The organism is Butyricicoccus sp. OF10-2, assembly GCF_003481925.1.
Classification (GTDB): Bacteria; Bacillota; Clostridia; order Oscillospirales; family Butyricicoccaceae; genus Agathobaculum; species Agathobaculum butyriciproducens.
On sequence record NZ_QUMC01000019.1, the window covers coordinates 1 to 18,078 of the forward strand.

23 protein-coding genes, 2 tRNA genes and 1 pseudogene are annotated in these 18,078 nt (G+C 53.6%); 7 read left to right on the forward strand and 19 right to left on the reverse strand.

Translation table 11 applies throughout. From position 1 onward, the window contains the following. Nucleotides 1-258: 258 nt before the first annotated feature. From DXB00_RS10365 to hprK, 7 genes are all read right to left on the reverse strand, one after another. Nucleotides 259-1,155 carry a hypothetical protein gene (locus tag DXB00_RS10365; RefSeq protein ID WP_118730430.1) on the reverse strand — a complete coding sequence of 299 codons (897 nt, stop codon included), beginning with the start codon at nucleotides 1,153-1,155 and terminating at the stop codon, nucleotides 259-261. A 337-nt stretch (nucleotides 1,156-1,492) separates the two neighbouring features. Beyond that, nucleotides 1,493-2,341 carry a hypothetical protein gene (locus tag DXB00_RS10370; protein WP_118730429.1) on the reverse strand — a complete coding sequence of 283 codons (849 nt, stop codon included), beginning with the start codon at nucleotides 2,339-2,341 and terminating at the stop codon, nucleotides 1,493-1,495. Between the two features lie 21 nt (nucleotides 2,342-2,362). Continuing rightward, complete coding sequence (locus DXB00_RS10375) at nucleotides 2,363-2,614, reverse strand: stalk domain-containing protein (protein WP_117492295.1); 252 nt, start codon at nucleotides 2,612-2,614, stop codon at nucleotides 2,363-2,365. Next, on the reverse strand, nucleotides 2,611-3,135 hold the full coding sequence (locus tag DXB00_RS10380) for a copper amine oxidase N-terminal domain-containing protein (protein WP_147359208.1): 525 nt from the start codon (nucleotides 3,133-3,135) through the stop codon (nucleotides 2,611-2,613). Before DXB00_RS10380 ends, DXB00_RS10375 begins: the two co-directional genes overlap by 4 nt. Further along, complete coding sequence (locus DXB00_RS10385; RefSeq protein WP_119214871.1) at nucleotides 3,060-3,758, reverse strand: hypothetical protein; 699 nt, start codon at nucleotides 3,756-3,758, stop codon at nucleotides 3,060-3,062. The genes DXB00_RS10380 and DXB00_RS10385 overlap by 76 nt, the downstream gene beginning before the upstream one ends. Before the next feature lie 168 nt (nucleotides 3,759-3,926). After that, nucleotides 3,927-4,469: a hypothetical protein gene (locus tag DXB00_RS10390; protein ID WP_117751844.1), complete on the reverse strand. Its 543-nt coding sequence runs from the start codon at nucleotides 4,467-4,469 to the stop codon at nucleotides 3,927-3,929. Nucleotides 4,470-4,535: 66 nt separating this feature from the next. Next, nucleotides 4,536-5,468 (reverse strand): HPr(Ser) kinase/phosphatase, encoded by a 933-nt coding sequence (hprK, locus tag DXB00_RS10395; protein WP_117492289.1) that lies wholly within the window; start codon nucleotides 5,466-5,468, stop codon nucleotides 4,536-4,538. A gap of 264 nt (nucleotides 5,469-5,732) precedes the next feature. On the opposite strand from hprK, the gene rpmB reads away from it, so the two are divergent. The 7 genes and pseudogenes from rpmB (at nucleotide 5,733) to DXB00_RS17745 (ending at nucleotide 8,503) form a co-directional block, all read left to right on the forward strand. Then, complete coding sequence (gene rpmB, locus DXB00_RS10400) at nucleotides 5,733-5,921, forward strand: 50S ribosomal protein L28 (protein ID WP_110436524.1); 189 nt, start codon at nucleotides 5,733-5,735, stop codon at nucleotides 5,919-5,921. Nucleotides 5,922-6,012: 91 nt separating this feature from the next. Continuing rightward, on the forward strand, nucleotides 6,013-6,699 hold the full coding sequence (locus DXB00_RS10405; protein ID WP_119214872.1) for an AzlC family ABC transporter permease: 687 nt from the start codon (nucleotides 6,013-6,015) through the stop codon (nucleotides 6,697-6,699). A gap of 2 nt (nucleotides 6,700-6,701) precedes the next feature. Beyond that, nucleotides 6,702-7,031: a branched-chain amino acid transporter permease gene (locus DXB00_RS10410; protein WP_110436522.1), complete on the forward strand. Its 330-nt coding sequence runs from the start codon at nucleotides 6,702-6,704 to the stop codon at nucleotides 7,029-7,031. 156 nt (nucleotides 7,032-7,187) lie between these two features. Then, nucleotides 7,188-7,263: transfer RNA gene (locus DXB00_RS10415), tRNA-Thr, on the forward strand. A 21-nt stretch (nucleotides 7,264-7,284) separates the two neighbouring features. After that, nucleotides 7,285-7,369 (forward strand) — tRNA-Tyr (locus DXB00_RS10420). Between the two features lie 292 nt (nucleotides 7,370-7,661). After that, nucleotides 7,662-8,006, forward strand: a pseudogene (locus DXB00_RS18235) (AbiH family protein); the annotation flags it as partial. A 62-nt stretch (nucleotides 8,007-8,068) separates the two neighbouring features. Continuing rightward, nucleotides 8,069-8,503, forward strand: a complete 435-nt coding sequence (locus DXB00_RS17745; protein WP_158581303.1) for an AbiH family protein — start codon at nucleotides 8,069-8,071, stop codon at nucleotides 8,501-8,503. Nucleotides 8,504-8,718: 215 nt separating this feature from the next. Here the strand turns inward: DXB00_RS17745 and DXB00_RS10435 are convergent, their stop codons facing one another. The 12 genes from DXB00_RS10435 to DXB00_RS10490 all read right to left on the reverse strand — a co-directional run bounded on the left by DXB00_RS10435 (nucleotide 8,719) and on the right by DXB00_RS10490 (nucleotide 18,076). Continuing rightward, on the reverse strand, nucleotides 8,719-9,576 hold the full coding sequence (locus DXB00_RS10435) for a peptidoglycan recognition protein family protein (RefSeq protein ID WP_119214874.1): 858 nt from the start codon (nucleotides 9,574-9,576) through the stop codon (nucleotides 8,719-8,721). Further along, a complete protein-coding gene (locus DXB00_RS10440) occupies nucleotides 9,576-10,034 on the reverse strand; it encodes a phage holin family protein (RefSeq protein WP_119214875.1) in 459 nt (152 codons plus the stop codon). The genes DXB00_RS10435 and DXB00_RS10440 overlap by 1 nt, the downstream gene beginning before the upstream one ends. Nucleotides 10,035-10,185: 151 nt before the next feature. Further along, nucleotides 10,186-10,587: a putative ABC transporter permease gene (locus DXB00_RS10445; protein ID WP_147358072.1), complete on the reverse strand. Its 402-nt coding sequence runs from the start codon at nucleotides 10,585-10,587 to the stop codon at nucleotides 10,186-10,188. Further along, the gene (locus DXB00_RS10450; RefSeq protein WP_118729279.1) at nucleotides 10,565-11,170 is read right to left on the reverse strand and encodes a hypothetical protein; all 606 of its coding nucleotides are present in this window, start codon (nucleotides 11,168-11,170) and stop codon (nucleotides 10,565-10,567) included. The genes DXB00_RS10445 and DXB00_RS10450 overlap by 23 nt, the downstream gene beginning before the upstream one ends. 14 nt (nucleotides 11,171-11,184) lie before the next feature. Next, nucleotides 11,185-13,173, reverse strand: a complete 1,989-nt coding sequence (locus tag DXB00_RS10455) for a hypothetical protein (protein WP_118729280.1) — start codon at nucleotides 13,171-13,173, stop codon at nucleotides 11,185-11,187. Next, nucleotides 13,151-13,714, reverse strand: coding sequence for a putative phage tail protein (locus tag DXB00_RS10460; protein WP_118729281.1), 564 nt, complete (start codon nucleotides 13,712-13,714; stop codon nucleotides 13,151-13,153). Before DXB00_RS10460 ends, DXB00_RS10455 begins: the two co-directional genes overlap by 23 nt. Then, nucleotides 13,711-14,793, reverse strand: coding sequence for a baseplate J/gp47 family protein (locus tag DXB00_RS10465; RefSeq protein ID WP_118729282.1), 1,083 nt, complete (start codon nucleotides 14,791-14,793; stop codon nucleotides 13,711-13,713). Before DXB00_RS10465 ends, DXB00_RS10460 begins: the two co-directional genes overlap by 4 nt. Then, nucleotides 14,790-15,209, reverse strand: coding sequence for a DUF2634 domain-containing protein (locus tag DXB00_RS10470; protein ID WP_118729283.1), 420 nt, complete (start codon nucleotides 15,207-15,209; stop codon nucleotides 14,790-14,792). The genes DXB00_RS10465 and DXB00_RS10470 overlap by 4 nt, the downstream gene beginning before the upstream one ends. Then, a complete protein-coding gene (locus tag DXB00_RS10475) occupies nucleotides 15,209-15,472 on the reverse strand; it encodes a DUF2577 domain-containing protein (protein ID WP_118729284.1) in 264 nt (87 codons plus the stop codon). Before DXB00_RS10475 ends, DXB00_RS10470 begins: the two co-directional genes overlap by 1 nt. Before the next feature lies 1 nt (nucleotide 15,473). After that, a complete protein-coding gene (locus DXB00_RS10480) occupies nucleotides 15,474-16,451 on the reverse strand; it encodes an XkdQ/YqbQ family protein (RefSeq protein WP_119214876.1) in 978 nt (325 codons plus the stop codon). Next, the gene (locus tag DXB00_RS10485; RefSeq protein WP_119214877.1) at nucleotides 16,433-17,350 is read right to left on the reverse strand and encodes a peptidoglycan DD-metalloendopeptidase family protein; all 918 of its coding nucleotides are present in this window, start codon (nucleotides 17,348-17,350) and stop codon (nucleotides 16,433-16,435) included. Before DXB00_RS10485 ends, DXB00_RS10480 begins: the two co-directional genes overlap by 19 nt. A 12-nt stretch (nucleotides 17,351-17,362) precedes the next feature. Further along, nucleotides 17,363-18,076, reverse strand: a complete 714-nt coding sequence (locus tag DXB00_RS10490) for a LysM peptidoglycan-binding domain-containing protein (protein WP_118729286.1) — start codon at nucleotides 18,074-18,076, stop codon at nucleotides 17,363-17,365. Between the last annotated feature and the right edge of the window lie 2 nt (nucleotides 18,077-18,078).

The window sequence follows — 18,078 nt, forward strand, 5'->3', positions numbered from 1 at the left end:
AGCTGTCGAAAAACTCCGTTTTTCGAGCAGCCTCTCGATTGAAACCACGCTTTCAATCGAATCTTGACGAAAAGCCGCGCCCTACGGGCACAATTTTTCGTCCCTTGTATAAAAAGTCAGGTACACGCCCTGACTTTTTATGAATTTGCTCCGCAAATTCTATTTTATGCGTGCTGCCGCACGAAGCGTAAAAATTAAAATAATGCTTTTTTGACAGACTGAAAGAACCTGTCTTACGGCAGGTTCTTTTCTTATGCGTTAAAACAGGTCTAACATATTATCCAGATAGATTTCTTCTCTCACGCGCAGCTGATACGCCGGTTTTGTCATATAATACAGCAAAAACTCGAGGATCAGCGCGCTTCCCAGTCCTCTGCCCTCGATCTTGAACTGCGAAAATCCCATTGGCAGATACGTCCGCAGAACAGCATCAACGCCGATGAACCCCAGATTTTCCATCGCCTTGGAGAACCGATAGCCGCTCTGTGCATCCGGTGCTTTACACCGGTGCTCACAGTCCTCACCGAGATTTTTGCGGCTGACAACCTCGTAGCATTGCTTACGGTCACTGCACCCGAACCAGCAGCACTCATTGCACAAAAATTCCACCTTATCTTTGTGCACCTGCGACAAGGCGTTTAATTCCTCAAACCGTTTATTCAATCGAAAATCCGGCACGACATACCGAAATTCTTCCCTGTCCAGCTCGTGCCGAAAATCTTCAAAATCGGTCAACACCTTGGTCGTAGACGACACGAGGTACAGCGCCGGATACCGCGTCCGCAGGTAGTCGGTCAGCAGCTCGGAATGCACGATTACGCCGTTCTGCACGCCGTTTGCCTGCGAAAACAGCTCGCAGAGTGCATTGCATTTGCGGTCGGACAGGTGTTCCTCGCGCAGAAGCGAATTGCTGAATGTCAGCCGCGCAGAAACGCCGTACTCCTGTGCCAGAGCCAGCGCTTCGCGTGCGCCGCACTCACCGAAACCCGCTCGTCCCCCTCCCCAAAGGCAGTCCGCCGGTGCGCCGTAAATGGACCCAATCTCACACCAGTCATAAAACCAGTCACGATTTGCGCGGTATAACGGCAGGAATGCGCGGTAAAACTCGTAAAATTCAAACAATCCGGGCAGATGATAGTATGCTTTGGCTGACACGGCCGCTCGCCTCCTTTGCTCCGTATAGCATACCACAAAATGCCGAAATACGCAAAAGAACCTGTCGATTGACAGGTTCTTTTCAGTTTGTCAAAAAAGTTGGTATTGAACCAATTTTATCATATCGCGCGGCAGCGCGCGTTAAATAGAATTTGCTTTGCAAATTCATAAAACCGGGAGCGTGTATCTCGGTTTTTATACCTTAAGAGGGAAAAAGTTTCCGTATGGGAACTTTTGGACGACTTTGGAACGGCCTACGGTCCGTTCCTGCTTGTCGGCGAAACTGTAGTTTCGCGACAGCCTGCAAAGAACCTGTCGATTGACAGGTTCTTTTCACTCAAACCCACGGAAATACCATGTGCACGCTGAACAAAGTTGCGGCTGCGCTCAGTGCGTTGGCGCACAGCGCGTAAGCGATTGGATGAGCCGTTTCCCGCCGGGTTTGCAGCCGTTTGCGGTAAACAACGGCCTCGACAATCCAAATCACAAGCTCAAGCGGCGCAAATACCAGATACCGGTAGAACGGCATGCCAATCCACATGCAGGCCGCCGTTACGACCGTGAGCAGCAGCTGTGTGCCGATGTTGACGCCGAGGAACAGCTTTGCGTTGCGCCTGTCCCAGAAGCCGAACGGCAGCAGTAGGATTCCCTCTATTAGCAGCGTCGGCAGCAGCGAGGACGCAAACTGTTTGAGATATGTCAGCAGCGGATTTCCGGTTTTTACCGTATTATCCGCAAAGTCACAGGTGAATACCTGCTGCAGCTGTGTGCGCTTCATCACCTCAGAAAAGTTTACTTTCTGCTGAGAATCATCATAAACCGCAATCCGAAACGTGTCCGGCGTGCCGAAATAGCTGAACACAAACGTGTCCTTGTCCGGATGCTTGTAAAACAGAGGCGGTTGTGTGCCGTCCAGCATGGCATAGTGCCAGCCGTCCATGCGGTCGCGCTCCAGCGCATCCAGCGGCAGAGACGCGCGGTCGATATGATTCCACTCGATATTGTCGATGCATTGCTCGGGTACCTCGCCCGGAATGAGCAGGTCAACGTAGTAATCGCCGTCCGGCGCATTCTGCACCTGAATGGTGATCTGCGGTTTCGGACCCGAATCCGCACTTGCGGAGACCGGCAGCACGGCCAGCAGGAACGCGGCTATGCACAGGCAGGCTTTCCACTTTCGTTTCATGGCGGTCATCCTTTCTCGTATTTAGTTCTCCGTTCCACCGAGATACAGCGTATTCCCCTTCATTTCAACCTGTTCTCCGAGCAGTTCAAACAGCTTTGCCGGAACCCACGTCTTGCCATCAGCGAAATACGGCGCCGCGCCGAACGAAACCGGTGCTTCCGTGCCATCGCCGTTCATCACCGAACGGATATAGGAATCCTCACCGATGTTTATATGCGTCATAACCTTGCCGTTGTTCATCTTCGCCTGACGGTTCTCTATGTCCCACGTCACGGTGTAGCCGAGGCTTCGCCGACCTCACGGAGCGGCACCATAGCCACGCCGTTTTCCATGCGCCCTTTGTCGAGCGTCTTGTCCTTGCACACGATGTTAAACGCATTCGTCTCATCGGCTTCTCCGGTGAAAGCATTCGGCACCCCGCCGAGATACAGCGCGTCCCCGCGCATCTCAAGCTGCTCACCGAGCAAGCCGAACAGCTCCGCCGGAACCCACGTTCTGCTCTGCGTGATATAGGGTGCGGCGCCGAGCGCTCCCGGGCGGCTCATGCCGTCCGCGTCCGGCATTGCGGTCGCGTGGAAGTATTTGTCTCGACCAATTGTCACGGTCGTCTGCACCGTGCCGTTGGTGAGGTGTACCGTGCGGTCCTTCGCATTCCACTTGACCGTAAAGCCGCACAGCTCGGCGGTCAGGCGCAGCGGAACCATGGCCACGCCGTTTGTCATGCGGCCTTCGCCAGCGACCATATCGCCCTCAATGACGATGGCGAACGTATCGTCCTCAGAAGGCAGCAGCACAACCTTGTCCGTGCCCGCCTGTGCCGGATAGGATTCCAGAATCGTATCATACCATGCAAAAACCGGGTTCCCATGCGGATATCCTCAAGTTTTGCCTTGTTTTTCGTGCCGAACGGCGTAACAGACGCATTCCGTGCAATGTTCAGCGTCAGACCGCCGTCGCTTGCCTGCACGGTCAGACTGCCGTCCGCATTTCTCTTCACCTGCTCGGCGGACAGCAGGCTTGCAGGCTCGTGTTCGTCGGTCAGATTGACCAGAATCACCTTGGCATACACCTGCGGCGGCTCGGACAGCGCCATCATTTCCCCGCAGTAGAGGTACACCTCGTCACCCTTTTTGATATCCTGTGCGCCTGCCGGCAGACCGGTCTGCGTGTCCATGATGATCGTCTGCTCCGCAATGTGCACCACAACTGTGCCTGCGGTTTCGGTGCTGACGGTCAGCTCGCCGTCCTGCCTGTCGGTTATTGTGGCGCGCACGCCGTACAGGTCAAGCTCCGCGTGCTCGGCGGAGTCGGTCGCTGCCGCGTCCGTGTCGATCAGGTTCACTGCTCCGGCGGGAATCGCGCTCATGCCGAACAGCACCGCTGCAAGCAATGCCGCCATTCGTTTTTTCTCCATCATAATAACTACCTCCTTTTTATACCCAGTTAGACGGTCCGGAAGTGGTTTTGTTCCCGGTTTTCTTTCGGTGAGTGCAACAAAAAACATCCGCTCTGTTTAGTCGTTTTCCCTAAAAGAAAACGCAGGCAAAAGACATGACCGTCAAAGTCACGCTTTTGCCTGCATCCCTTATTTATTTCGTTCCAGAGAGGCTTCGTGCGCCGTCTCCATTTTGCTCAGCAGCTCCGCCGCCGGTCCTTCCGGATAGTCGGCTTTGCACGATTCCATTACCTGTGCAAACTCCTCCGAGCCGTCATGCCATGCGGCATCCGCCGAGGCAATCTGCCCGCAGATGAACTCTGCCACCGGTGTGCTGTCGTCCGACGATACCGTCTGATCCCCCATCAGCACCAGATACGCCAGAACAGTGTGCGGCGATTCCAGAAAACGGCTCCGCAGCTCCTCGCACGCGCCCTCACTCGGCCCGCCATCGGCTGTAAGTGTAAACGCGATCAACCTGTCGAGCGCAACCGTGTCCCTATGCGCCATCACATACGCAGCGTCATCGCTGTTTATATCGGTGCTGACTGCCGTCCAGTCGGTCTTTGCCAGCTCGGACGCAACCGCCTGCGCGCAGGAATCCGCCGTCTGCGACACCTTTTCCCCACCGGCACCGCTGCATCCCGAAAGAAGAACGGACGCCATACATACCAATACCGCTGTTTTTTTCATAAAGATCCCCACCTTTTATTAAATTTTCAAGGCAATACCGTCTGAATTGTATTGCCTTACCTTTTATCAGTTGCCGTACTGCTTGAGCATACGCTCCTGCAGCTCCTTCGCGGCGTTGAAGCCCATCTTCTTCTGACGGTCATTCATCGCTGCAACCTCGATGATAACGGCAAGGTTACGGCCGGGCTTTACCGGAATGGTCAGGCTCGGAACCGCGATATCGAGGATGGAGGTCGTCTGGCTGTCCATGCCGAGACGGTCGTACTGCTTGCCGTCCTCCCACGGCTCGAGGTTGATGACAAGCTCAACCTTTTCGGTCATCTTAATCGCGCCGACACCGAAGATACGGCGAACATCAACGATGCCAATGCCGCGCAGCTCGATAAAGTGGCGGATAACCTCCGGCGCCGTACCGACGAGCGTCTTGTCGGATACGCGCTTGATCTCAACCGCGTCGTCCGCGATCAGACGGTGGCCGCGCTTTACCAGCTCGATCGCAGTCTCGGACTTGCCGACACCGGAGTCACCGAGCAGAAGCACACCTTCGCCGTAGATTTCGATGAGTACGCCGTGCAGTGTAACACGCGGTGCAAGATTGACCTTGAGGGAGGCGATGATCGCACTCATGATGGTAGAGGTAAACTCGTTGGTACGGAGGATCGGCACACCGTGCTCCTGTGCAGCCGCAAGGCACTCCGGAAATACGTCAATGTTGCGCGAGAGCAGCAGCACAGGGATGCCGGTCTCGAACAGACGGTCGAAACGGCTGCGGCGCTCCTCGCTCGACAGACCCTCTACATAACTGGACTCAACCTTGCCCATGATCTGGATACGGTTCGGATCGAAATAATCAAAAAATCCTGCCAGCTGCAAACCGGGACGGTTTACGTCGTCCTTGGTGATCTCGGTCTTTTCAAAGCCCTCCGGACCGTAAACGACCTCAAAATTAAATTCATGGATCAGATCGCCCAAGCTGACACCGAATTCTTTTAACTGCATAAGTATAATGCTCCCTTCCGCTGTGGCAGGTATTCTATATCCTCTTTACTCTGCTGTTTTATTACTGTATAATACATAGTATAATACATAAAGTAGATATAGATGTATTATACCCTATTTTCCTGTTATTTTCAACGATTTCCGCACGGACCGCAGGAAAACTTGAAATTTTCTCTTTTTCTGAAAAAAATGCTTGCATTCATTCTATACATGTGGTAATATAATATCTGCTATGCAATGCCCGAAAGAAGGAGGTGCAGGAAAATGGCAAAGTGCGATATTTGCAATAAGGGTGTGACCTTTGGTATTCAGGTTTCCCACTCTCACCGTCGTTCCAATCGAACCTGGAAGCCGAACGTTCGTCGCGTAAAGGCTATGGTCGATGGTACTCCCCGCCATATCAACGTATGTACTCGGTGCCTCCGTTCCGGCAAGGTTACCCGCGCTATCTGATTTTAACGATCTGTGCGTTTACGTTGAAATGCCAAAGCGCTCTGTTCGCAGAGCGCTTTTCTTTTACCCTTATAGTATGTAGGTGATTTCCATGAAAAAGGCGTTTCGTCCTGCCTTTACCGCCACGATACCCGTACTGTGCGGCTATCTGTTCATCGGTTTTGCATTCGGTGTTATGCTGCGCGATATCGGCTTCGGATCGATCTGGTCCTTCTTCTGCAGCCTGACCATCTACGCAGGCTCGGGACAGTATCTGCTTGTGTCGCTTCTGGCAGCCAAGGCATCCCTTGTTACCGTTGCTGTGATGACACTGCTGCTCAACTGCCGGCATATCTTCTACGGTCTGTCCTTTTTGGAGACTTTTCATGCGATGGGCCGCCGCAAGTGGTACATGATCTTCTCGCTGACCGATGAGACCTATTCCCTGCTATGCTCGGTCAAGACGCCCGAGGGCATTGATGCAGGCGATATGCGCTTCTGGATCGCCATTCTGGATCATAGCTACTGGATCCTCGGCGGCGTGCTCGGCACGATCATCGGCGGCATACTGCCGTTTGACACCACCGGCATTGATTTTGCCATGACCTCGCTGTTCACGGTTATCTTCGTGGAGCAGTGGCAGAGCACCAAGTGCCACATTCCCGCACTGATGGGACTGGCTGCGGCAGCTGTGTCGCTCGCCATCCTCGGGCCGGACAATTTCATTCTGCCCGCCATGCTCGCAATCTGCGTCATGCTGGTCGCTATGCGCGGCCGTCTGGCAAAGGAGGTCGCCTGATTATGACAACTGTTTATGCTATCGCCATGATTGCCGTGGCAGCCGTCTGCACATTTGCAACGCGCGTCGCGCCGTTCCTGCTGTTCAACGGCTCCAAGCCCATCCCGCCGATCATCCGATACCTCGGCTCTACCCTGCCGCCCGCAGTCATCGCGCTGCTGGTCGTGTACTGCCTCAAGAACGTCGGCTGGGTGACGGGTACGCATGGTATTCCCGAACTGCTGTGCATTGCCATCACGGCGCTGCTGCACATCTGGAAGCATAATAACCTGCTGTCCATCGGCGTCGGCACGGTGCTTTACATGGTGCTGGTGCAAAATGTGTTCGTTTAATCCGTACGCAGGGGCGGATCGGTGTGTCCGCCCTTTTCCGATAGCGGTTTACAGGGCTTTACAATTATTTTCGATAACTTTGCAAAAAGCTGTTGACAATTTGCTCTCTGCATGCTATTATATATAAGTCGCTGAGACAGACGGCTTGACAAAAACGCTGGTGTAGCTCAGTTGGTAGAGCAGCTGATTTGTAATCAGCAGGTCGGGGGTTCAAGTCCGTCCACCAGCTCCAATCAAGCTGGTAATCGAATATGGAAGGTTTCCCGAGTGGCCAAAGGGAACAGACTGTAAATCTGTCGTCTATGACTTCGGTGGTTCGAATCCACCACCTTCCACCAAAGCGAAGAACGTACCGAAAACGGTGCGTTCTTTTTGTTTATACTGATGTTTTCGCTCTGATAAGTTTGGATAAATCCACGATTTCGATTTTCCTGAAAGTGGCGGTGAAGTGCTGCTGAACGAGGGAAAACAGTCCGTTTAAGGGAAAATTTAAGGGAACGGAAAACGGTCTCCCGCGCGAGCTGAAACAGCGATATTTCCGAAGGGGCGTGTATCTTATTGTTGCACAATCTTTTAGTCCCAATTACAATATAGTTATCAAAGATTGGACGGTGAAATATAATGTCACGCATGCTTGTTGTTGGTAATGGTTTCGACCTTGCTCATGGTTTGCCTACAAGATACAAAGATATGATAACTGAGTTGCAGAAACAGTTTACCCTCCCTAAAAGCGCATCGAAGTGGTTATCCGCTGAAGATATCGACCGTTTTTACTTCAACCCGTTTATCAAATATTTTACTCAAAGCAAATCAGGGAGCAACTGGACAGATTTCGAAACTGATATCCGAGAAATCGTTAATTACTTTTCTCTTGGTCGCTCCGGTTCCCCCTTTAACGCCAATATCAACTCCTGCTTTCAGACTTTTTCTCGGCCGCTGAAAAGTGGTCAAACATTCAAGCAATGGTCCGAACTGCAAAAATATCTCAATGAACTGATTGAATATATCGACCTATATCTGAGTGTATACCTTCCGAGGTGTACCAGCCCCAAAATTATTCTCCAAACACGCAGTTCCCCAATTTCATCTATCAACAGGAATATGATTACTTTCTGTCATTCAACTATACCAATACATACTACGATACCGCCGAAACCTTGGATAATGGTATCGGTGTAAACACGCCGTTGCGCGAACACTTCATCCACGGGCGATGCTCTACGTCCGGCACCCCTCAAAATATTGTCCTTGGCACAGAAGATCAGGACCCAGAAAATCTGGACACGATCTACTTCAAGAAATATTTTCAGCGGATCCAAAAACGAACCGGGCGCGAAGTCTATGATTGGTTTGCCGCCGACAAGGAAATCGAAGTGGACATCTTTGGGCATTCCATGGACATCACCGACAAAGATGTCCTGCTGATGATTCTAAATACCGCTGTCCGGACTCATATTTATTATTATAATTAGGCCGATTACGAACAGAAGATAATCAACTTAATTCGTCTGTATGGCAACCCTGACGAATTTACCAAACGGTATTATGCTCATAAAATAGATCTGCACCCTATCGATCCGTATATGCAGAAAAATCGTTCGACAGATTCATAAGCATCGCATATATGCTTAGCCTTACATATGAAAAGACCCCTCAGTGTCCAAACCGAACACTGAGGGGTTTCTCCTTACTTCATCGCCTTTGCCAACTTCTTGACCAAATCCTCGCCCCACTGATAGCGGAGCAGGTACTCGATGGTCTGCTCCTCCAGCCCCGCAACTTCCTGCACGGTGTCGATGGCGTCCTGCACCTCTGCGGTACCGTCCGGAATGAACGTGCGGCACTGCGGCGCGGTAATCGACGGCACTTTGCGGACCGCATCAAAGTCGATCGTAAAGCCTGCCTGCTGGAGCGATCTCATCTTGATATAGTTGATTTCATCCTTGTTGATGATGTCACACTCGTAGGTCTTGCCATTGAGCAGGACCTTTTTCTTCTCTACCACTTCGTCGTCCTCCTTCTTCGGTTCGGGTTCAACCGGCGCGGTCAGCCGTGCCTTGAACTTACGCCACAGACTTTCATCGCGTACCCACGGCTCGGGGCACAGCTTGCCGGTGACATCATAGTGCCGCACGACGTGATCTACGTCAATGCCGTACTTCGCCATAAGATACTTGACCAACTCGACGGCACGGTCTACCGTCTGCGGCGTGATGGTGTACTTGCCACCTACGATGTCGCTGCACATTTCCACACCCAACGAATTACGGTTCATACAAATGCCGCGTAACGGGTGATGCGCGCTCTCGAGATCGCCGCCACAATGCCATGCTGCATCGTTGTCGCGGACGGACTGCGTAACGCTGTCCTCATCGCCAAAATAGTGTGCACTTGCCCGTCGGCCTGCGCCCTGAAAATAGTGCGCGTTGCCCTCGTCGGTATCGCCGTCGTTGGCGGTATAGTGCATGACGATGTACTTGATCGAATTGCCGCCACGTCCCGAATAGAAGTTGCTCGAATCAGCCGGCACAAACGGAATGTTCATCAATCGTTCTCCTCCCCTAACTTATCCACTGCGTCCTTTGCTGCGGACAGCATCTTCTGGAGCCACTGCGGCACGGGTGCGCCCAGGTTGACTGCGTTTTCGACGATCGAGCCCAACTCCGTGAGCGTGTACCACACGACCACCAACGGGCACAGCAGTGTCGTATACTCAAACGGCAGTACGACGCCCGGCAGGTGCCCGAGCATGGCGCCGATGAGCAGATCAGCCGCACCGGCCACCATTACTACAATAACTGAGCCGATCTTGTGAAAGATGCCGTCTCGTGCCGACTTGCTCGACCACTCGCCGCGGTGCATTGCTGCTGCGGTGCCGGTGAGATAATCCACCGCCATGCAGCCCACAAACAGCACTACAAGCCAGCCGAACCAGCCCCAGAGTGAGGTCAGCAGCGCGACAACTGCCGTCACGGCCAGCTTAAAATCGTTTACTTTATCCATGGTTTTACCTACTTTCTTACGCGATAATGCGATTATATTCGTACTGTACGCTGCGCCAGTGCTTGATGTAGATGTTGCTGGGATGCATAATGTTGTCCTTTCTGGGCGATTGCCCTATCGCAAGTGTAAAAATTCCAGCTATTTTTGTCGATTAGTCAAAGATCTTGTGTAATCGGTCCTCAACCCAGACGGCCACCGCCGACAGTGCCGCCCATGCAAACATAAACTGCGGGCACACCTGCCCCATGATGTTACCGGGCACGCCAGAGTAGTCCCACACGTCAAGACCAAGCCAGACGTTCAGCACCAGACCAGCCAGCAGCTCCAGTACGGTGCAGATCACAGCACCCTGTGCCATCTGCAAGATGATCGGCGGTCGCTGCTGGATCTCATTCAGCAGGCCAACTGCCACAAAGCATACGCCGCCGAGTACACCCATCGACCAGTGCGTGTATCCGCGCCATGCGATCTCGATCAGCATGTACATCACACCACCGATTACCGCGAACAGCAGGTGCTCAAGCACAGACTTAGGCGTAATTCCACGCAACACTCAAGACCTCCTCTGCCGTCACAGCATTGCGGAGATCGACTTCCGCCGCCTGCTGGATGCTTACGCGCGGCTCGACATAGGCTGCAATCGCCAGTGCCAGCGCACACAGGTCAGCATACTGCCAGACCGTACACTCATCGCCGGTAGAGTTCCATCGCAGCTCACGTTCCACTCCGGCAGACTCTGCAACCTGCTGTACCGCCAGTGCAGAGGTAAGCTGTGCCTGCTTTTCCGACGTTACAGCATACTTCTTACCATCCGTCCATGTCAGCGGATTTTCGGACAGCCATGCAGCGAGGTCAGTCTTGCTGTCTGCGATACGCTGCTCACGCAGATCATCAACTGAGGTCAGCGGTGTGCCGTATTCCTCGCCGACGGCCTGTAAAAGCAGTGCGTCGTTCTGCTCATTCACACGCGCCTGCAAGTCCGAACCATCTGCAACCTCGGTGACATACTCGTCATACACCCAGCCGCGCTCGTCTTGCCGGGCGTTCAAGCAGATACGCACCCACGCCCGTCCGGGCTTGTTTGGCAAGCTGTTCGCCGTGATTTTCTCCGGCTTGTTATCGCCATGTACCTTCATTTATGTCACTCCTTTCAGGCCTCGCACAGGAGACGCGCGGAGATGTCCGAGCCCGAACGCGAAGAGGCGTTGCTCGCATTGAAGTACAACAGACCTGCATACGAGCCACCGCCCCAATGGCCACCAACACACAGCACGCTCCAACCATAGGACGACCACACGAAGTCTGGAATGTACGTTGTTTCCGAACCGCCGATAGTTTTGGGGATGAGTAGACCGTTGTCAGTAACGGTCAAGTCCTTAATCCAACCGGACGCAGGCAGCGTGCCGATTTTGGTATAACCGGTCGTCGTATCGTCCGCGTACTTGCTCGGGTCGGTGCAGTAGTAAGCAGTTGTGCCGTCCGCGTTGAAGCCGTCCACCCACTGGGATACATTACCCAACAGGTTTTCAACCCACCTATACTGTACAGCACACTCTATTGACCCAGCAGTTGAATTTCCGGTGTGATATATCATCGTATCCGTCATTCCATTTCTGACAGGGCCCGAATATTCACTTTTTGTAACGCCTGCTCCTATCGTGATCTGACAATTCCAGTCTGCAAATTCGATGAGGTACAGCCAGATGATAGCACAGTAAGTTGCAAAATCGTACAAGTGCCACTTGTCGCCGTTTTTCTTAGCGTTGCTGCGTGCGGTTGTGCAAGTGATATTTACAGTAGACGTAACACCGGATTTACTTCCGGGAATAGTGTATCTTCCCACATACTTTCCACTGCCCGGATGTTTCGTCATTCCAGTCTTGGGCTTATCCGACACATAGAAATACTGCTTCGTACCGTTACGTTTCGCCGCAACATAGAACTCCGGAATAAACACCATGGTAAAGTTATTAGAACGTGAGAACCCGCTGTCACCTTTCCATGCTGTTACAGCGCCCGCATTGTTCAGATTGCACTCTTTCATGCCGCTCCATGGCATAAAGCTGTCAAAAGGACTCGAACCTGCACCCGTACCAACCGCCGGAACCGGCTCAGTCGTTACGCTCTTAGTTACCAGTCCGTAAGGGTCAGTGCTCGGTGTTAAGCGCGTCAGCGCGGTGCTCGAATTGCTCGTATCCCACATCACACCGAATACGTTAGCGTAATTCAGCGTCAGGCTCTTACTCTGGCCACTGGCGATAATGCTTACCGTGCCCTCTGCGGTCTGGTCACCCTTGGTGGCCTTGATTACCCAAGTACCCGCCTTGCCGACGGTAAATACCGCCGTGCCGGTGCTCGTCTTGGTCAATACCGTACTGCCCAGTGTAGCCGTAACCGTCGAGCCGCTGTCAATGGTAACGGTAATCGTGGACTGGAATTTCTCGAGCGTTACTGCAAGCGCCGTGTAATACGCCTTGGTCGTCACCTCGGCGGTGTACGTCGTGCCGGACAGCGCTGCACTCAACGTGTAGGTCACACCAATGCCCAGCACGCTGACCGTTGCCGTCAGACTGCTGTCCACCGTGCCGGTGTAGGTTTCCCCGCCACCCTTGAGTGTCCACGCACAGCCGACAAAATCAGCCGCAAACGTCAGCGTAATGTGACTGCCGCCGGATGCCGGTGCGTCTACCTCACCCACGGTATTATCAGCCGTAAAGCCGACATATTTACCCTTCTTGCCCTTGATTTTGTCCTGCTTTGCCGCAAACAGCACAGAATGTGCGCTTGTACTGCTGTTATGCGTGGATACTGCGCTTGCCGCTGTGCCAGACGGATCATAATCCATTGCGGGCAGTTGGCCGCTCGGCACCTTGCCACTGCTGTCAAGGCTCGCAACTCCGCCTGCCTTGCCCTTATCCTTCGCCGATACCGCGCCCAAGTCAGCAGCGGTCAGACCGCCGCTCTTGACGCTCTCCTTGACCTTCTCAGCCAGTTCGGTGGTCTTGACACGTTCGCCCACCGCGTCAGCATTCTTTTTCAGCTCGGTGTCGATCGCGGCAAAGTTCTGGTTGAGCACTTCAACATCGCCAAACTCCTCGTAGCCGGGTTTATTCAGCTTATAATTCGGTGTTTGCTCCATCCGGCAGCACCTCCTCCTTAATTTCTCGCCAGGTGAGCTTTTTCAGCTCTCCCCATGTTAACTTCTTGATCTGCTCCCATGTGTTATACAGCAGCGACGTCGTGCAGACCATATTCGCCGGCACAATATCTGCAAGCAGCTCCTCAACCGCCTGCTGATTGCGCTTTGCGGTCAACGCGACTTTGACCGTCAGTGTGTACCTGTCGCCGTCCAGTTCCAGCTTGTAGCCGTCCGTACCGCAGAGCGTTTCAAGCTGCTGCCGCAGGCGGCGCACCGAGAACGGCAGCTGCGCATTGATCTTGGCGAGCACCTTAAACCGGCGCTCGGCCAGCGTGTCCGTGTCCATCGGCGTAATACCGAAGATCTTCTCGTAACGCGCAATAGCAGTCTCACCGGCGGTACTGATAAACTGCGCATCGAGCACCGCATCAGCGGCATCACGCAGGCGGTCAATCTCCGGCTGCTCAGTGTCGCACAAAAGCGGAAACTCGTAGGTTTTCAGCAGGATCGGCGGCAGGTAGTCTTGCAGCTTCTTTCTCACGACGCACCGCCAATCGTACTCAGCCGCGGAATCTCGTCCGCAGCCAGTTCAATGTTCTTGGTATCGCCGTTGACCGTTGTGCCGTCCACATTGACCACACAATCCGCGGTCAGCAGGTGTGTTTCGATCTGCGAGATGCGAACCACCGTTGTTTTGTTCTCCGACCACTCTTTACATAACTCGTTAAGATACGCATTGGCGGCGCTCACAAGCTGCGACTTGCCGTTCTCCCAGTTCCAACCGGCGGCAAAGGTGATGTTCGCCGCAACGGTGAGGTCGGCGTACTTCGCGCCGGTGACGGTCACGGTATGCCCGATCGGCGCGAGCCCCAGACCCTCGCCGTGATTCTGCTCGGGGTCGATGGCGGTCTGCACCTTGGAAATCAGTTCGCTGCTCGGCGCGGTGAAGTCGGACGCGATAATAGTCAGCTTGACCGTACCGCCGCCGTTCCACACCGGATAGACCTTAACGCCGCCAACACCAGTAATCGCGTTGGTTTTGTCCTTGTAGTCGGCAACATTGCCGCCGAATGCTTCACCGTCGATACTGGCGTAATACTTCTCACGCAGGGTGTCGGTCGTGTCGCCGTCCTCGGCCGGAATGAGCACCGCTGCAATCTGGGCGGTTTCCAGACCGTTCACCGTCTGGATTGGCAGCAGCAGGCCGGTATACTTGTTGCCGACCGTGCCGAGCGTTTCGGCCTCGAGCTTGTAGTGACCTGCCGAGATTTTCTCGGTAACTACATAGTTGACTTCATCGCAGTTGAACCGCAAGCCCGAGGTCAGCTCCACACTGGACGGCGTGAACACACCCTCGATAACAGCAGCAGTTTCGCCCTGAATGGTTACGCCGCGCTCCTTACAGCGCAGCATAAGGTACTGCAGGGATGCGGTATCAACAAAGGTTTCGTCCATGACCACATCAAGCTCCGTGTAGCATTTGACCAGTTCTGCGGCCGCCGGTGCAAGTGCGTCATAGATGATGCTGCCCTCGCGCTTGTCTACCGTATCCGGCACGGATTCCAGCATACGGTTCATAATGTAGTCAAACGTCATTTCGTCCGAGTATCGTCCGATCATGCCGTTTCACCTCCAAACTCAAATTCGCTTTCCACGTCGCCCTCGGTCGTGGTTACGGTAAATTTCACAAACAGGTTGCGCTTGCCCTTGGTGAACGAGAACTGCTCAACCGAGAGCACACGATCGTCTGCCATGAGCGCATCTTCAATCGCCTTGGCAACCTTGGACTGCAGATACGGCGTCATGGTCTGACCGAGCAGGGCGTTCAGCTCAATGCCGTAATTCCAGCTGTAAATCGCGTACTGAAACCGCTCAGTCTGAAGAATCAGGAAGATGGCCTGCTTCATGGCTTCCAGTCCGTCCAGCTTGCCGCCGGAACACGGGTAGCCGTCAAACCGCAGCGCATAGGTGCGTGTAGGCTGTGTTTCGATCTCGAAATCCTGCACGAGATCGTCATTATACTCTGTCGGCAGCATTACAGCGCCCCTTTCTTGTCGAATACCAGGTACTTTTGTCCACCATCATTGCGGAACAGGATGAGCACATCGCCCACCTTGAACGAGGAGGCGCTCACACCGCTTTTCACGATGAAAAACTCCTTGGTGAGTACAAGTTTCTGGTCGATCTGCACACGGAACGGCGAGAGTGCAATCACCTTGCCGAAGCAGATTGTCATCGGCAAAGCGGCTTGACGCTCATTTTCCGAAATCTGCTTTAACGTGTTGATAAAACGCTGCATATCAGGCACTAAACTCACCTCGAATTCCGCTCAGGTACAAATCCATCGTGTACAGGCCATTGCTAAACGTGTGCTTTGCTTTCTCAATACACATATAGTTCTTGATGTTGATGTCGCCCAGCCCCATACCGACACAAACGGACGTACCGGCACGCGCCCGCACATCACCAAAAACCTTCTGCATGGTCAGCTCTCGATGAATGACATTGTAATAGTTCATGAGTGCTTTCGCCTTGGTCTGCAAATCGGCGGTGTTAAGGGCGTTATCCAGCTTTTCGTAATACTGGAGCGTGCCCCATTTGCTCTGGCTGGCGGTATTGTTCATCACATGAACCTCTCGCACGCCGGTTTCGTCGTTATCCCACGCCAGCTTGATGCGGTTGTACACGTCACTGTCGATGGACGAGGTGTAGCTGTATCCCTGGGCGGTGTCCTCGTCGATGTAGAGCGGCAGGAGCAGGCTCTCGTAGGGTTTGAGGCACAACTTGCCGAAATCGTCGTAGAGCACATACACCTTGCCGGTGTTGATGATGGTCAGGTCGGACGCATTGCCGAGCATATCGAAAAGCGTTCCCTCCTCAATGCGCTGCGGGATTTTGTACTTGGTGTCCGCGACAGTTCCGACCTTCAAACCGTAGTCGGCGGCAAGCATTTTCAGCACCTCGGCGTAGGTCTTGTTGGTGTACGAAATCGTGTCTTTGTTTTTGAAGTACCGCAGCTGGTCATAGGCCGTGACCTTAATCAGCCGATTGTCTGAGCGCGACTTCTTAAAGACGTAGCCGTAAAAGACATTGGAGCCATTGAACCGGAACGACACCGGATTGCCCTCGTGAAAATTCAGCGTGTCGTCCTTGACCACCGTAAACGTCAGCGAGGACGCCGCGCCGCTGCGGGTGGTTTCCCACACGATGTCGCCCTCGATCATCGGCTGCTGAAGCTGACCGTTTTTGTTCTGGATGATCAGCTCCGCACCCGGCATCTGGCAGGACGGCACATCCCGCAGGATCTCCTTGCGCGTGCCCGCCGCGCCGGTGACAGACTTAACAACAACGGTCGTGATGTCCTTCTTCTTCTCTTTCTCGGTGCTCGTGCCCGAAGAGGTCGAGCCGGACGAGCCGCCCGAGCCGCCGATGACGCTTTGCCGTACTTCTTGCCCCAGCGGTTGCACTCGGCATTGCTGTTCATCAAAAGATCGAAATGGTACACGCCATTCTCAATCTGAATCATGCCGCCGCGATCATTGACGGTGTAGGTCACGCCGTCAAGCGCCGTACCGGTGCCCTGCACGGTGATTTTCGTCCCAAACGGCACAGACGGCGGCGCGGCGCAGGTGTGCTTGCTCGGATCGAGCTTGTTTCCGAGCGCGTCAAGAAAACCGCCCTCCATCGCGTTCGCCGCCGGATAATACGCCGTAAACAACGCCTTTACGGTGTTCGTTGCCGTGCCGCCCGACTTCGCGCCGGAATAGTTAGATACTGTGTCCTTCGACGATACATAGTTCAGCGGATTGACCGACGAACCGTTCAAGTGCATACCAAAATGCAGGTGACAGCCGGTCGAGTTGCCAGTTGTACCAACGGCCGCGATTTTCTGACCGGCGGTGACTTTTGCGCCCTTGGAAACATACAGTTTCGAACAATGTCCGTAGAAACTCATCAGACCGCCGCCATGGTTAATACTGATGTAGTTACCATAACCTCCGTTCAAGCCGGATACCGTTACAGTACCAGGAGCAAACGCAAGAATAGGAGTACCCGAAGCAGAAGCAAGGTCTACACCGTCATGAAACTTGACAGTGCCGTAAATTGGGTGTACGCGGTTTCCGTAACCGCTCGAAATGCGCGAGTAGGACGGACACGGCCAAACATATTTACCCATGTTCTCCCCTCCTTAACTCGGCAGCTTGAGCACAGTGCCGGGATAAATCCACCAACCGTTACTGCTGCTTGATCTACCGTACTTCTTTGCTGCAGCTTCAATGGCAGCTTTGTTCAGACTGTAAATGCTCGTCCACTTAGAGCCGTTACCTAACTGTACTCGGGCAATATTCCATAGGGTATCGCCCTGTTTAACAGTGTACGTTTTGTTCTTAGGTGCCGTAGTGGTGTCGCGCTTCTGCGTGACGGTCGCCTTCTTGGTGCCGCTGCTGCTCTCGCTCTTTTTGAACTCGATAGACTTGGTATGGTACGGCGCGTATTGCAGCAATTCAATCTTTGCCATCACGTCAACGCCGTAGCTGCCGGCATCCTCAGCAAGCTCATAGCTTTCAAGGGATACCGTCATCGGCTGTGCGCTCATCAGCTCCTCGCCGCTATCGTCTATGCGGATAACCGAGAACTCAAACGGCTTGCAGGCGGTCTTGAGCGATTCCAGCTTGCTCATATAATACTGTGCAGGCTGATAACCGCTCGGGTAGCACGCAAACGGATACTCCCGATTCGGCAGCAGCGCCGAAAAGCTGATTTTGCTCAGCCCCGGCGTTTTCAAAACGTTCACCTGCCCCTCGTTGATGAGGTTGATGGTCTTGTTCTGGTTGCTGATCTTGATGGTCAGCGCACTCGGCGTAACCGGAAGGCGCACACCGTCCATGTAAAACTCGTACATAT